The sequence below is a fragment of the Streptomyces sp. NPDC002144 genome (genome assembly GCF_053593695.1).
The window spans coordinates 265,277-278,355 of sequence record NZ_JBSFDB010000002.1; the positions used below are offsets into that span (position 1 = coordinate 265,277).

General features: G+C 71.2%; 14 protein-coding genes. 5 read left to right on the plus strand and 9 right to left on the minus strand.

Features of this window, described 5'->3' with window-relative positions; genetic code table 11:
• Positions 1-60: 60 nt before the first annotated feature.
• On the minus strand, positions 61-2,700 hold the full coding sequence (locus tag ACWCQ1_RS03660; RefSeq protein WP_451025744.1) for a glycosyl hydrolase: 2,640 nt from the start codon (positions 2,698-2,700) through the stop codon (positions 61-63).
• Between the two features lie 182 nt (positions 2,701-2,882).
• Positions 2,883-3,227 carry a hypothetical protein gene (locus tag ACWCQ1_RS03665; protein WP_358600387.1) on the minus strand — a complete coding sequence of 115 codons (345 nt, stop codon included), beginning with the start codon at positions 3,225-3,227 and terminating at the stop codon, positions 2,883-2,885.
• A 299-nt stretch (positions 3,228-3,526) separates the two neighbouring features.
• Here ACWCQ1_RS03665 and ACWCQ1_RS03670 point away from each other — a divergent pair, with 299 nt between their 5' ends.
• On the plus strand, positions 3,527-3,979 hold the full coding sequence (locus ACWCQ1_RS03670) for an MFS transporter (protein WP_451025745.1): 453 nt from the start codon (positions 3,527-3,529) through the stop codon (positions 3,977-3,979).
• Positions 3,980-4,006: 27 nt separating this feature from the next.
• On the opposite strand, the gene ACWCQ1_RS03675 is transcribed toward ACWCQ1_RS03670, so the two are convergent.
• Positions 4,007-4,144 (minus strand): hypothetical protein, encoded by a 138-nt coding sequence (locus ACWCQ1_RS03675; protein WP_451025746.1) that lies wholly within the window; start codon positions 4,142-4,144, stop codon positions 4,007-4,009.
• 46 nt (positions 4,145-4,190) lie between these two features.
• Here ACWCQ1_RS03675 and ACWCQ1_RS03680 point away from each other — a divergent pair, with 46 nt between their 5' ends.
• The 3 genes from ACWCQ1_RS03680 to ACWCQ1_RS03690 all read left to right on the plus strand — a co-directional run bounded on the left by ACWCQ1_RS03680 (position 4,191) and on the right by ACWCQ1_RS03690 (position 7,300).
• Complete coding sequence (locus tag ACWCQ1_RS03680) at positions 4,191-4,679, plus strand: pyridoxamine 5'-phosphate oxidase family protein (protein ID WP_451025747.1); 489 nt, start codon at positions 4,191-4,193, stop codon at positions 4,677-4,679.
• Between the two features lie 420 nt (positions 4,680-5,099).
• The gene (locus tag ACWCQ1_RS03685; RefSeq protein WP_133045312.1) at positions 5,100-6,125 is read left to right on the plus strand and encodes a 6-phosphofructokinase; all 1,026 of its coding nucleotides are present in this window, start codon (positions 5,100-5,102) and stop codon (positions 6,123-6,125) included.
• A 122-nt stretch (positions 6,126-6,247) separates the two neighbouring features.
• Positions 6,248-7,300, plus strand: a complete 1,053-nt coding sequence (locus tag ACWCQ1_RS03690) for a class I fructose-bisphosphate aldolase (RefSeq protein ID WP_133045311.1) — start codon at positions 6,248-6,250, stop codon at positions 7,298-7,300.
• A 21-nt stretch (positions 7,301-7,321) separates the two neighbouring features.
• Here the strand turns inward: ACWCQ1_RS03690 and ACWCQ1_RS03695 are convergent, their stop codons facing one another.
• From ACWCQ1_RS03695 to ACWCQ1_RS03705, 3 genes are all read right to left on the minus strand, one after another.
• Positions 7,322-7,771 carry an avidin/streptavidin family protein gene (locus ACWCQ1_RS03695; protein WP_451025748.1) on the minus strand — a complete coding sequence of 150 codons (450 nt, stop codon included), beginning with the start codon at positions 7,769-7,771 and terminating at the stop codon, positions 7,322-7,324.
• Positions 7,772-7,971: 200 nt separating this feature from the next.
• On the minus strand, positions 7,972-8,673 hold the full coding sequence (locus ACWCQ1_RS03700; RefSeq protein ID WP_451025749.1) for a CBS domain-containing protein: 702 nt from the start codon (positions 8,671-8,673) through the stop codon (positions 7,972-7,974).
• 658 nt (positions 8,674-9,331) lie between these two features.
• Complete coding sequence (locus tag ACWCQ1_RS03705) at positions 9,332-10,321, minus strand: Acg family FMN-binding oxidoreductase (protein WP_451025750.1); 990 nt, start codon at positions 10,319-10,321, stop codon at positions 9,332-9,334.
• 194 nt (positions 10,322-10,515) lie between these two features.
• On the opposite strand from ACWCQ1_RS03705, the gene ACWCQ1_RS03710 reads away from it, so the two are divergent.
• A complete protein-coding gene (locus ACWCQ1_RS03710) occupies positions 10,516-11,508 on the plus strand; it encodes a GerMN domain-containing protein (RefSeq protein WP_358608234.1) in 993 nt (330 codons plus the stop codon).
• Positions 11,509-11,579: 71 nt separating this feature from the next.
• Here ACWCQ1_RS03710 and ACWCQ1_RS03715 read toward each other — a convergent pair whose 3' ends face one another.
• Genes ACWCQ1_RS03715 through ACWCQ1_RS03725 form a run of 3 tightly spaced genes read right to left on the minus strand, consistent with a single transcriptional unit; the run spans position 11,580 to position 13,072 of the window.
• A complete protein-coding gene (locus tag ACWCQ1_RS03715) occupies positions 11,580-11,780 on the minus strand; it encodes a hypothetical protein (RefSeq protein WP_358608237.1) in 201 nt (66 codons plus the stop codon).
• 40 nt (positions 11,781-11,820) lie between these two features.
• Positions 11,821-12,324 (minus strand): flavodoxin domain-containing protein, encoded by a 504-nt coding sequence (locus tag ACWCQ1_RS03720; RefSeq protein WP_358608240.1) that lies wholly within the window; start codon positions 12,322-12,324, stop codon positions 11,821-11,823.
• Between the two features lie 16 nt (positions 12,325-12,340).
• Positions 12,341-13,072: a CBS domain-containing protein gene (locus ACWCQ1_RS03725; RefSeq protein WP_358608243.1), complete on the minus strand. Its 732-nt coding sequence runs from the start codon at positions 13,070-13,072 to the stop codon at positions 12,341-12,343.
• Between the last annotated feature and the right edge of the window lie 7 nt (positions 13,073-13,079).

The window sequence follows — 13,079 nt, forward strand, 5'->3', positions numbered from 1 at the left end:
GCACAAGGGCGGTGACCCCGGAAGCCGGGATCACCGCCGTGTGCCGCTGTCCGACGACGGTCAGTCGCAGTCGCGGACCTTGATGGTGTGGATGCCGCGGCCGTGGGTGGCCGCGTACAGGGTGCGGCCGTCGGGGCTCAGCTTCAGCTGGAGAACGGCGACGGCCGGAAGGGAGCCGACGCGCTGCCACTTGGTGTGGCCCGGGGCACGGTAGACGACACCCAGGTCGGTGGCGACGGCCAGGCCGCCGCCCGGCAGGACGATCGCCGAGTTGGTCGGCACGTCGGGGAGGTTGGCGGAGACGTCCTTCCAGGTGGTGCCGCCGTCGGTGGACTCGAAGACGTGGCCGACGCCGGCGCCGGGGCCCTCGGTCCAGTGCCGGGAGAAGCCGTTGACGGCGAGGAAGACGTGGTCGGCGTTCTTCGGGTCGATCGCGAAGCCGCTGAGGTAGCGGTTGGGCACCGTACCGGTCACCGGCAGGGTGATGTCGTGCCAGCCTGTGCCGTCCGCGTTGCCGACGGAGATGCCGCGGGCGAAGCCCTGGTTGTTGCAGGGGCCGCACCAGGCCGCGTACACCTTGCCGCCGGAGGCGGCGACGGCGGTCGCGGCGCGTCCGGCGCCGAGGTCGTACACGCTCTTCCACTCGGAGCCGCTGCGGATGGCGTAGCCGTGGGTCTGCACCCAGATGTGCCGGCCGCCCGCGATCCAGGTGTTGCTGTCCTTGGCGTCCGCGGCGAGCGGGGCGATGAAGCGGGCCTCGCTGGTGGCGTTGTCGGCGGGGGCGACGTTGTACGACGTCGCCTTGCTCGCGTCGGTCACCCAACTGCCGTCGTTGACAGCGCAGTTCTGGGTCACCTGGACGGAGAGGTAGACGTACTCCTCGGCGATGTCGCAGCCGTTGGCGGGGTCGGTGAGCGTGTCGCCGCCGTCGCCGCCGAAGTTGGAGCCCATCTCGGTGTCGTTGCCGCGCAGCACGGACTGGCCGTTGTCCTGGAGGCCGCCGGTGACGGAGACGCCGCCGTGGTCGAGGTCCTTGCCGACGCCGACCGAGTAGTACTGCAGGGTGTCGATGGTGCCGTCGTTGAGGGAGGTCCAGTCGGTGGCGTGACCGGAGGCGTCCTGCGAGCCGCCCACGGGCCGCTTGTAGACGCCGCCGTCGTTGCCGACGTACACGAAGCTCTTGCCGTGGTAGCGGCCGATGGCGACGCCGTGCTGGTCGGAGTGGGTGGTCTGGTTGCAGTCACCGGTCTGCTTGGCCGGGTCGATGCTCCAGCAGGAGAAGCCGAAGTTCCAGTACGGGCCGACGGTCGACCAGGTGGTGCCGCCGTCCTTGGACTCGAAGACCTCCTCCAGACCCGCGTACACGTGCTTGGGGTTCGCCGGGTCGACGGTCAGGAACTGGTTGTACCAGGCCTGCACGCCGGGCATGAAGCCGCTGGAGGTCAGCGCCGAACCGTCAGCGGCCAGCTGCTTGTAGTCGGCGACCTTCGTCCACGGCCCGAACGGCGAGGCGGCGCTGTAGATGCCCATGAGGCCGCTGTCCGGGTTGGACGCCATCTGCTCCGGCGACTCGTCGATGGCGTAGTAGCGCGAGCCGTCGGCGGCGCGGGCGAAGGTGACCGTGCCGACGTTGTCCGCGTCGGTCGGCAGGTCGCCGAAGCCACTGGTGATCCGCGTCCAGGCGCCCTTGGCGTTCTTGGTGTAGAAGCCGTTGTAGTCGTCGCCACTGCGCCAGCCGACGGCGAGGATCACCTTCGAGGGATTCTTCGGGTCGAAGGCGATGTCGTTGGTGATGTTCTTGTACGCGGCCGAGTCGTCGTTCGCCTTCGAACCGCCCGGCAGATAGTCGGGGTTGGGCGCGAACTCCAGCTTCCAGGCGCCCTTCAGCGTCTTGGTGGAGTGGCTCCACACGCCCTCGCTGGTCGCCGCCCACACCTTGCCCGCGCCGAAACGGAGTTGGCGGACGGTGGTGGACTCCAGTTCGTCACCGCCGACCCGGCTGCGGGTGGAGAAGCTGCCGTGGTGCGGGTCGGACAGCACGTACACGCCGCTGCCGAGGTAGGCGTCCGCGTTGGTGTTCGCCTCACCGGTGCCCAGCCACAGCCGACCGGCCCCGTCCAGCGCGAGCGCGCCGGTCGACTGCGAGGACAGCTTGTCGCTGATGGGCTTCCAGTGCCCGCCGCCCCGCTTCGAGCGCCACACACCGCCGCCGGCGCTGCCCGCGTACACGTATCCGTCGTCGTCGGCCGCGATCGCGGCCATACGGCCGGTGACATTCCCCGAGCCGCCGCTGGAGTTGGAGTCGATGTCCCGGTAGCGGGAGTCGTCGGAGTTGTAGGGCAGGTCGGTGATGTCACGCCAACTGCCCCCGGTGGCGGGCAGCTTGGACAGGCTGCTCCAGGCGGCGCCGTACGCGCCGGGTGCGACGATGCCGGGCGAGGTGCGGGCCTCGGCGTACTGGTCGGCACCCTCGGCGATCTCGTCGGCCTCGTTGCCGCCGTCGGGGTCGCCGTCCTGCGCCTTCGGACTCATGACACCCGCCGACTGGCCACGTTCGGCGGCCAGTTGCTTGAGCGCGCGGACCCCGAAGGGGCTGCTGTTCCCGCCGGGCGCTGCGCCTGCGGGTATCGCGACGAGGCCGGCGGATGCGGTGATGGCACAGATCGTGAGCCACCGTCTTCTACGGGTCGGTGCTGGCACCAGGTCCTCCCAAACGGGCATCGGAAAGCCGTCGGGAGAGACCTGATCATGACCGGAAGGAGTCGTCCGGCGCTTGGGCAATCTTTGACCAGAACCTGTCACCACGTGGGTTTCGGTGAGAACCGCCGCCGGTGGAGAGGTGACGGCCGACCGCTTTCAGCCGACTCCGCCGTGCCGTGGTCCTACGTCAGTTTCGTTGTCCGGCGCGGCATTCGGCCCGCCGGTCCGCGGCGTCGTTCGGGACCGTGGCGGGAGCCGATGCCCTCGTCCTCGCAACCGACCCACATCGAGAGGTCGTACGGCGCGGGAGGAATGAACACGACATCGGGCCGTGCGGGCGCCTCAGCCGGTTCCCCGGCCGCCGCGCTCTGTTCCAACAGCTCCAGGTCCTCCCGAAGATGGTCGGCGTCCGCGCGAATCCGGCGAACGTCCAGCCCGTCGCCCAGGCAGGTCTGCAGCCGGCCCACCGACCGGACGAGGTCGTCGAGAGCGTGCCGCGCGTGCGCCAGCTCGTTGTGAACGGTCATCTGGCCCCTCACCTCCGGAGGAGATCCGCGTGACAGGGTGTGCCACGGCCTGCGACGGCGCGAGCAAGCGCCGTACACCCCATGCTCGGCAGGCCGACGACCTCCGCACAGGGGCCGTCAGGCCCCCCGACCGGGGCCGAACAGCAGCGGCGAGGGTGAACCGCTCGCCATCGGTTCGGCCGGACCGACGACACCCGGAGTGAGGCATCCCCGTCCACGGGGCCGCCCACCTGCCGCCGGCCCTCGCACGGGACGTTCGGCACCTGCCGGACGCGCGCGCGGAGGCGCCCGATGGAGTCATGACCAACGTGCGTGAGATGCCGCAGGCGGCTCCGGCACCCGAGGCGCGCGGCGCGAGAAACCGTTGGACCGTCCTGGTGATGCTGTGCGTATCGCTGCTGATCGTGACCTTGGACAACACCATTCTGAACGTGGCCCAGTGGATCGTGGACGCCTACGCGCTCGCGTTCGCCGGACTGATGCTGGTGTCCGGCAGCAGTGCCGACCGGTTCGGACGGCGGCGCGTCTTCACCGGTGGCCTCGCGGTGTTCGGAGCCGCCTCCGCGTGGGCGGCGTACTCCGGCTCGGTGGGGATGCTGATCGCGGCGCGGGCCGGCATGGGGGTCGGCGCGGCGATGATGATGCCGGCCACCCTGTCGATCGCGGCCGGTGCCGCCCTGGTCTTCGCGGCCCTGCCGGCACGGCCGCGGGCCGACGCCCCGGATCAGGCGGGAACGCGACGTAGAGAATGACGGAGCGCGGCTCGGACCGCGCGGACGCTATACCTGGCGGGCCGACGACACCGTCGGCGGCCGGTCCCGGAAGGCGGCGGTCGCGTCGGCGACCGCCAAGGGGCCGGCGGAGGCCCGATAGTGATGGCCGCAGAGGTAGAGGTCGACCGTACGATCGTCGTCCACCGGCCCGGCTGGACAGTACTGGCCCCTCCCGGACGGGGCGCCGACCGTGAAGGACGAGACCGCCCGTCGGCTCGTCCACGGGGACCACCGATTCCCGACATGGTCTCCGGGGGCACGCCGCGCCGTCGACATCGGAGCCGCCGAGGCGCTGGGTTTGCTCGGCAGCGTCTCCCTGGGCCGCGTCGTCTTCACCCACCGGGCACTGCCCGCCATCCGTCCCGTCAACCACGTCCTGGAGGACGGCGACATCCTCATCCGCACGCACGACGGCGCCGCACTGATCGCCCACGCCTCTCAGGGCGGCACGGGCGGTGTGGTCGTCGCCTTCGAGGCGGATGACATCGACCCCGCCACCCACCTCGGCTGGAGCGTGGTGGTCACCGGCTACTGCCACCTCGTCACGGATCCGGAGACGGTGGCCCGCTGCAGGTCGAGACTCCTCTCCTGGGCCGATGGGCGGATGGACCATGTCGTCCGCATCCACCCCGATCTGGTGACCGGCGTCAGGCTCGTCGCCTCCGGCCCCTGGCGTTGAAGGGGACTCCGGCTCTCGGCCATGGGCCACAGCCCGTGCCGCCACGCGGGGGAGACGGCGGTGCGGTCGGCGAGGGGCGGCACCGGGAGGCGGCGGCTGGATCCGCCCGGCCCAGGCCGCTCCGTGATTCCTCAGGCCGCCCGCCGGAGGGCGCGGTGCAGCGAGGGGGTCCTCTGTTGTGGGGTACGGGATGGCGCGGGCCGTACGGCGGCTTGTACCTCCACGTCACGACCTCGCTCCCCGGCCCGCAGGGGCCCACCCTTCGGACGCCGACAGGTCCCGGTCACGGGGCCGAAGGTCCTCTGTTGCAGGTCCGAGCGGAGTCGCTCCCCCGGCTCCGGGCGCTCATGATGGGGAGGAGACGCCTGGCTCTCCGGGTGATCGGGGGCCGCCCTCCGCCCGGGGAAAGGGAGGAAAGCCATGAAGATCGGAGTGCTGACCGGCGGCGGCGACTGCCCCGGTCTCAACGCCGTGATCCGCAGCGTCGTGCGCAAGGGCGTCCAGGAGTACGGCTTCGAGTTCGTCGGCCTGCGCGACGGCTGGCTCGGCGCGCTCCGCGGCACGGTGATGCCGCTCGACATCGCCGCCGTGCGCGGGATCCTGCCGCGCGGCGGAACCATCCTCGGTTCCTCCCGTACCAACCCCCTCAAGCACGAGGACGGCCTGCGCCGCGTCCAGGACACCCTGGCCGCGCTCGAGATCGACGCGCTCGTCGTGATCGGCGGCGAGGACACCCTCGGCGCGGCCACGGAACTGAGCCGCCAGGGGGTCAGGCTGGTCGGCGTGCCCAAGACCATCGACAACGACGTGGCCGGCACCGACTACACCTTCGGCTTCGACACCGCCGTCGGCATCGCCACCGAGGCCATCGACCGGCTGCACACCACCGCCGAGTCGCACATGCGCACCCTGGTGGTGGAGGTGATGGGCCGTCACTCCGGCTGGATCGCCCTGCACGCCGGCATCGCGGGCGGCGCCAACGTGATCCTCGTCCCGGAGCGGCCCTTCGACGTCGACCAGGTCTGCGCGTGGGTGAAGAACCGCTTCAAAATCCATTACGCGCCGATCGTCGTCGCCGCCGAGGGAGCCGTCCCGAAGGAGGGGCAGATGGTTCTCAAGGACCGCTCACTGGACGAGTACGGCCATGTGCGGCTGTCCGGCATCGGCGAGTGGCTGGCGCAGGAGATCGAGGGGCGCACGGGCACCGAGGCACGCACCACGGTGCTCGGGCACGTCCAGCGCGGCGGCACCCCGAGCGCCTTCGACCGATGGCTGGCCACGCGGTTCGGACTGCACGCCGTCGACGCGGTCAGGGACGGCGACTTCGGCACGATGGTCGCCCTGCGCGGCACCGACATCGTCCGCGTCCCCCTCGACGACACGCGCGGCAGGATCAAGGTGGTGGACCCGGCGCTGTACGACGAGTTCGGGGTGTTCTTCGGCTGAGACGCCCGAGGGCCGTTCGACCCCCGTGCGGGGTCCAACGGGCTCTGCCGGGCCGGCACGGGTGCACAGCACGGTGGCAGTGGGCCGAGAGACGGCCCCGCGAACCTCCTGGGGGTGCCCCCATGACCGACATCCAAGGTCTGCTCGGCGACGACGCGAAGGATCTGCTGACCCACACCGCCCAGGGGATTCCCCGGGAGAGCCTGGTGCTGCCCGGCCACGACTTCGTCGACCGGGTGGTGGCGGCCACCGACCGCTCGCCCCGCGTGCTGCGCAACCTGCAGTCCCTCTTCGACCACGGCCGACTGGCCGGCACCGGGTACGTGTCGATCCTGCCGGTCGACCAGGGCATCGAACACTCGGCGGCCTCCGCGTTCGCCGCCAACCCCCGTTACCTGGACCCGAAGAACATCGTCGAACTCGCCGTGGAGGGCGGCTGCAACGGCGTCGCGAGCACCCTGGGAGTCCTCGGGGCCGTCTCCCGGCGCTACGCGCACAAGATCCCCTTCATCGTGAAGCTCAACCACAACGAACTGCTGACCTACCCGAACCACTTCGACCAGATCATGTTCGGGGACGTGCAGCAGTGCTTCGACCTCGGTGCGGCCGGCGTCGGCGCCACCGTCTACTTCGGCTCGGAGCAGGCGGACCGTCAACTGCGCGAGACCAGCGAGCTCTTCGCACGAGCCCACCAACTGGGCATGTTCACCGTGCTGTGGTGCTACCTGCGCAACCCCGCGTTCAAGAAGGACGGCGTGGACTACGCCGTGTCGGCCGACCTCACCGGCCAGGCCAACCACCTCGGCGTGACCATCGAAGCCGACATCGTCAAGCAGAAGCAGGCCGAGAACAACGGCGGTTACCCCGCGCTCGGTTTCGGCAAGAGCGACCCGCTGGTGTACGACACCCTCACCACGGACCACCCCATCGACCTCACCCGCTGGCAGGTCGCCAACTGCTACATGGGCCGCGTCGGCCTGATCAACAGCGGCGGGGCGTCGGCCGGCCAGGGCGACCTCGCACAGGCCGTCCGCACCGCGGTGATCAACAAGCGGGCGGGCGGCACCGGTCTCATCACCGGCCGCAAGGCCTTCCAACGCCCCACCGCCGAAGGCGTCGAACTCCTCCACGCCGTCCAGGACGTCTACCTCGACGACAGCGTCACCATCGCCTGACCCCCTGCCGGACCGGGACGCTCACACCGACGTCACCGCGCCGCTGTCCGCCAGGCTCGGATGTGAGTCGGTCCCGGCGTGCCGCAGCCGCTGCTCGGCCTGTTCCGGGGAGGGCGGTTCACGGGTGAAGACGTCCTGCCCGACGGACGTGGCCTCCCAGGTGTTGGCCACGGTCGCGGAGGCCGTCAAGAGCCAGGTGGCGCAGATCCGCTCCTCCCCCTCGTCGTAGTACTGTCCGCTCCAGCTGGTCACCGACCCGGCGTCGGTCCGCCCGTTGCGCCAGGCCACCGTCCAGCCGAGCGGGGTCCCGTGCTCCGGGACGGCGGCCGCCTCGCACCGGCCGACCAGCGGGTACGTCCCCACAGCGTGGCCGGCGGCCAAGACGTAGGCACCCCTGACGCTGCCGGTCGGATCCGCCGTGATCCGCATGTGTGAGCCGATCTCGTTGTACCAGTCACCGCTGATGCTCATCGTGGGTCCTCCTCCGCTTCGGAACCCGGCCCCGTCGCCGCCGTTGCGCGGGCCGCCGACGTTCGCTGGGGCGCACACCGGCTCCCTGCGCCCTTCTCCTCCACTGCAGGCGGGCTGTGGCCGCACCACCGAGGCCGAACAGGCCGCGTCCCCTTCCGGTCGCGCCCGCCGCCTCGTTGTCCGCCGACGCGTGTCCGTGTTCACATGTGGCCGGACGCCTCGGGGACGGAACGCGGCCGAGCGGTGTGCGGACGGTGGGTGAGCCGGCTGGTGACCGCGACGACCCCGTCCACATGGCCGGCGATCCGCACCGCGAGTTCGACGTCGTCGCGCCGCTCCAGAAGCCCCCTCAGCGTGACCACTCCGGCGTCGACCCCGACGTCCACCACATAGCGGGGAACATCGAGCCCCTGAGTCACCCGTCGGGTCACATCGCGGCGGATCTCCTCGTCCGTGCGCAGGAAGACCCGCAGCAGGTCGCCCCGGGTGACGATGCCGACCAGACGGTCCTTGTCGTCGACGATGGGCAGCCGCTCGACCCGGTGCTCCCGCATGGTCCGCGCGGCCTCCGTGACGTAGTCCTCCGGGGTGGCTGTGATCGCGGGCCGGGTCATCAGGTGCTCCGCCGTCATGGCGCGGGCCTTCGCCGCGGTCGTGCGGGCCGAGCGGGTCAGCCTCGGCCGACGGACGGGTCGGCGTCCTCGGTCCTCGACCTGGTGCGCCTGGCGCTGCAGGAGATCGGTCTCGGAGATCACGCCCACGACCTTCTCCTCGGCGTCCACGACGGGCAACCCACTGATGCGGTTGTCCGACAGCAGCCGGGCGACCTGCTTGAACGGCATCTCCCCGTCGGCGCGCACAACCTGCTGGGTCATGACGTCCTTGATCCTGCAGTACCTCATCGTCCTTCCTCCCCATCGTCTCGGGTCACGGCCCCCGCGGCCGTGTTCAGCCGGGGGGTCAGTACGACTTGCCGCGCCGCTCCACACGGTGTCCGTCCGTACGCCGACGTCCGGGAACCTCTCCCGCAGCGCGGCGACGACTGTCCGTGGCACCGCTTCCTGCCTGCGCGGTTCCGTCTCCGGCCCAGCGGCGGGAGGTGCGTGCAGGCCGTTCGCCGGACGCACTGGGGCGGCCACGTGCAGGGCCCACACCTGTGCGCCTCCAGGAACTTCTGCCGTTTCATCACGTCCACCCCTTCGGCTCGGCGCGGTCGAGCGGTCACAGAGCGTCGGCCCGGCACGATCCCGGGCACGGGACCGACGGGCGCTCCGGTGCCCGAACGGCGCGCGGGCGCGTCGCCGTGCCAGTCGTCCGCGAGGACGTCGGCTGTGAAGCGGCGGATGCCCGCAGGTCGGGCCGCCCCGCCAAGTAGTCGATAACCGGTTGCGACTGACGCTCGGTCAATTCCTCATTCACATCCAGGCTTTCACCGCAGCGCCGCCCGCGCCATGAGCCCAACGGGTCACAGACCACGCCCACCGGCCCATTACCACGGTTTCCACGGTTCTCCCTACGGAGACCCGGTGCCGAGGGGTGGTATGGAGCTGCCCGGCGTCGTCAGCGCCGAGCCGCGAGCGGGTCCTGCTTGAGCACCTTCGTGGGCGGGCGGCGCGGTGTGCAATGGACGACCATGGGGTGGCCCAGGCGCAGCACCATCTGCGGGTAGCGGCGGGCGGCGACGTTCCTGCGGAACTCGGCACGCAGCGCGGGGTGCTCCAGGGGCTGGGTGTGGAAGCCCGCCATGACACCATGGTGGGCCGCGTACAGCAGGACGCGCTGCAGCGCCTGTCCGGCCAGCAGCCACTCGGCCCGGTTGTCGTACGGCGTGGAGAGGACGGCGACCGTTCCCGTGCCGATGCCCTGGCGACGCGCCGAGACGGTGAAGCGGCGGGACAGGCCGAGGTAGTCGCGGGCCGCCAGCAGCGTGAGGTCGGGGTGCGGACGGCACGCGTCGACGGGCACACCGGACGGTCCCACGCAGCGGCCGAGCTCCACGGTGTGCCAGAAGTCGGCCCGGTCTGCCTCCTCCGCGGTGCGCACCAGGTTCGTCAGGGCCTCCAGCTTCTCGGAGCTGTCGATGACTTGCAGGAGGGCGCCCTCCGCGCGCGCCTGTTCCCGCAGCGCGTCCAGAAGTTCCTCGGACACCGGCTCGGGTCCGAACGGGCCTCGGTGGGTGTGCCGGTGGAACATCGCCCCGGCCAGCAGCTCCTCTTCGTCGGTGACCGGCGCGTGGGCCCCGAATCCGACGCGGGCCAGGTAGTCCGGGTCCCCGGGGTCGGGCAGTACGTCGACGACGGGCCGGAAGCCCAGGTGGCGTACCGCGATCCGTACGTTGAACAGAGCCGCCCCGCAGGCAATGACCATCTCGCGTCCGCCGGGGTCGGTGAGCACCATCCGGCGGCCTCCGTCTGCATGCAGCTCGAACCCGTGGTCGTGGCCCTCCTCGACGAAGAACCACGGCTGGCTGTTGTGCGGCGAGGGAGCGGAGGCGGCGGCGCGAGCCAGGTGCAGGGCAGCGCGTCCGGGCTTCTCGTGGGTGACGGACATGGTCGGTACCGCCCTTCGTGAACCGTGCATCTTCAGCGTCCTCGCCATGGGTCACCCCGGCGATGGGTCCCGCGTCTGCCTTCTGTTGCCGAACGGCCCTCGCCCGCCGTGCCGTTCGGGCCACGACCAGGGCCGGACAGCTCTGGAGGGCGTGCGGCGCGCGCGGTTCTCTGGAAGTGTCGGAGGAGACTGCCATGAACAGCGAACCCCTGCGTGTGGCCCACGCGTCCGGACACCGCACCCTCGTGCTGTCTGCCGCACTGACGGTGCCGCTCCTCGCCCTCGCCGGCTGCGACACCACCACGTCGACCGGCTCGAACGGCGCCGGTCAGTCCACCACTCCATCCACGGCAACGGGTACGGGGACGGGCACGTCCGGGGGCACCTCGGGCGCACCCACCACGCCCCGCTCGACCGATCCGCAGCCCTCGACGGCGTCGGCCTCGACCGGCGCCGGCGCCACCCCGGCGGCCAGGCCGGTCCGAACGGCCGTGTACTTCCTGCACGGCGGCAAGGTCTCACCCGCCCCGCGCACGGTCACGGCCCCCGCGACGACCGCCGGTGCGCTGGGCGCCCTGCTGGCCGGGCCGAGCAGCTCCGAACGTCACCAGGGCCGCACCACCGCCATCCCGTCCGGGACGCGGCTGCACTCCGTCGTCATCCATGACCGCGTGGCCACGGTCGACCTCTCCGGCCGCTACGACGACGGGGGCGGCAGCCTGTCGATGCGGGCGCGCCTCGCGCAGGTCGTGTTCACCGCGACCCGCTTCTCCGGTGTGCAGAAGGTCCGCTTCGAGATCGACGGCAAACTGGTGAAGCACCTCGGCGGCGAAGGCGTCGTCCTCAACGGGCCGGTCGGACGGGCCGACTTCGAGGACGTCTCCCCGGCCGTCCTGGTGGAGTCCCCGCTGATCGGCGACACCGTGCGGACGCCCCTGCGGGTCCGGGGTACGGCCAACACCTTCGAGGCCGTGTTCCGGCTGAAGGTCACCGACGCCTCGCAGCACACCGCGGCCGACGTCCGGGTCCGGGCGACGTCCGGGACCGGCACCCGGGGCAGCTTCGACGTCACCATCCCCTACAAGGCGACCCGCTCGGGCCCCGGCCTGCTCACTGCGTACTTCGTGTCGCCGCAGGACGGCCGGCCCGTGACGGTCGACACCGTGCCGGTGACCGTGAACCGCTGACTCCGGCTCGCGACACGGAGCGGTCCCGGCGCACCGTGCGCCGGGACCGCTCCGTGTGATCGTGCCGGGAGCTACATCGCGGGTCCCTGGTGTCCCCGGTGCAGGCGCCGGGCCAGCAGGACCAGTGCCACGACGGCCGGGATCAGCAGCGGGACCAGGGGCAGGCCGATCAGCGAGGCGGCCAGCCCGAGGCAGAAGACGGCCAGGACCGCGGCTGCCAGGTACAGCACCGTCTCGGCCGTGAGCTCGGGAACCTGACGGATGATGTTCATGACGCACCTCCTCGTGGAGGTCGTGCTCAGGGGTTCATTTCTACCGGGGCGCCCCCGTCAGTTCGTCGGCGACGGACGCCGCCCACGTCTCGATCGCGGTGAAGTCGCGGAAGTCACCGCCCTTTCCGTTGCGGACGATCATCCGCGCGATGCGTCCCTTCGCGCCCTCCTGGAGGCAGCCGCCGAAGGTGACGTGTCCCCGCGCGTCGAGCCGGGTCATGGTGCGCCGTACGCCGGGCACGGGCGGGATGTCCCGTTCGGAGGCCGAGGCGTCCAGCGGTCCGCTGCTGAACAGCCACAGGGGCCGTTCGGCGAGGGCCCGGCGGTGCCGGCGGACGAAGCGCCGGGCGTCCTTGTGCCAGCGTCCGGCGTACAGCCCGCCGCCGACCACCACGGCGTCGTACGGTGTCACGTCGGCGACCGATGACGCCGGGGCGGTCTCGACCGTGAGGCCGTCCTTGCGCAGGACGTCGGCCACGGCCTCGGCGATCTCGGCGGTCGATCCGTTCGTCGTCCCGTAGGCGACCAGTACCTTGTCTGTCATGGTGTCCCGCCTCCTGTCAGATGCGGCGCAGCCAGTCGTCGGCCACGCCGTGCAGGGCCTGTTCGTCCGGGTGGATGTGGGCGTCGTCCAGCCGGAAGGTGAGCTTGTCGACGACCGCGACCACCCCGTCGATCTGACGGGTCATCGAGACCGCGATCTCCGTCTCGCTCTTGCGTTCCATGTGACCGGCGAGAGTGACCACGCCCTCGGTCACGGAGACGTCGATGCTGCGCGGTGGCAGCCACAGCGCGCGCACCAGTACCTCGTCGACGACCTCGGCGCGGATCTCCGCGTCCGGCCGCAGGAAGACCTTCAGCAGGTCGCGGCGGGTGACGATGCCGACGAGCCGGTCCTCCTCGTCGAGGACGGGCAGCCGCTCCACGCGGTGTTCGGCCATGGTGCGGGCGGCCTCGACGATGGTGTTGTCGGCGTGGACCGTGACCGGCGGTTCGGACATCAGCTGCCCGGCGGTGCGTGCTCCCGCCTTCACGGTCTGCCGCCTGCCGTTCGCGGTGAGGGCGGCGAACCGGAAACGCCTCTTCGGTTCGAAGGGGTCGGGCGTGTCCGCCTGTCGGGCCATCAGATCGGTCTCGGAGATGACGCCGATGACCTTGTCGTCCTCGTCGACCACCGGTAGTCCGCTGATGCGGTGCTCACCGAGCAGCCGCGCCACCTCCTTGAACGGGGTGCCGTACGCGGCGCGGACGACCTCCGTGCTCATCACGGAGCCGACCTTGTTGTGCTTCATGGTGTTC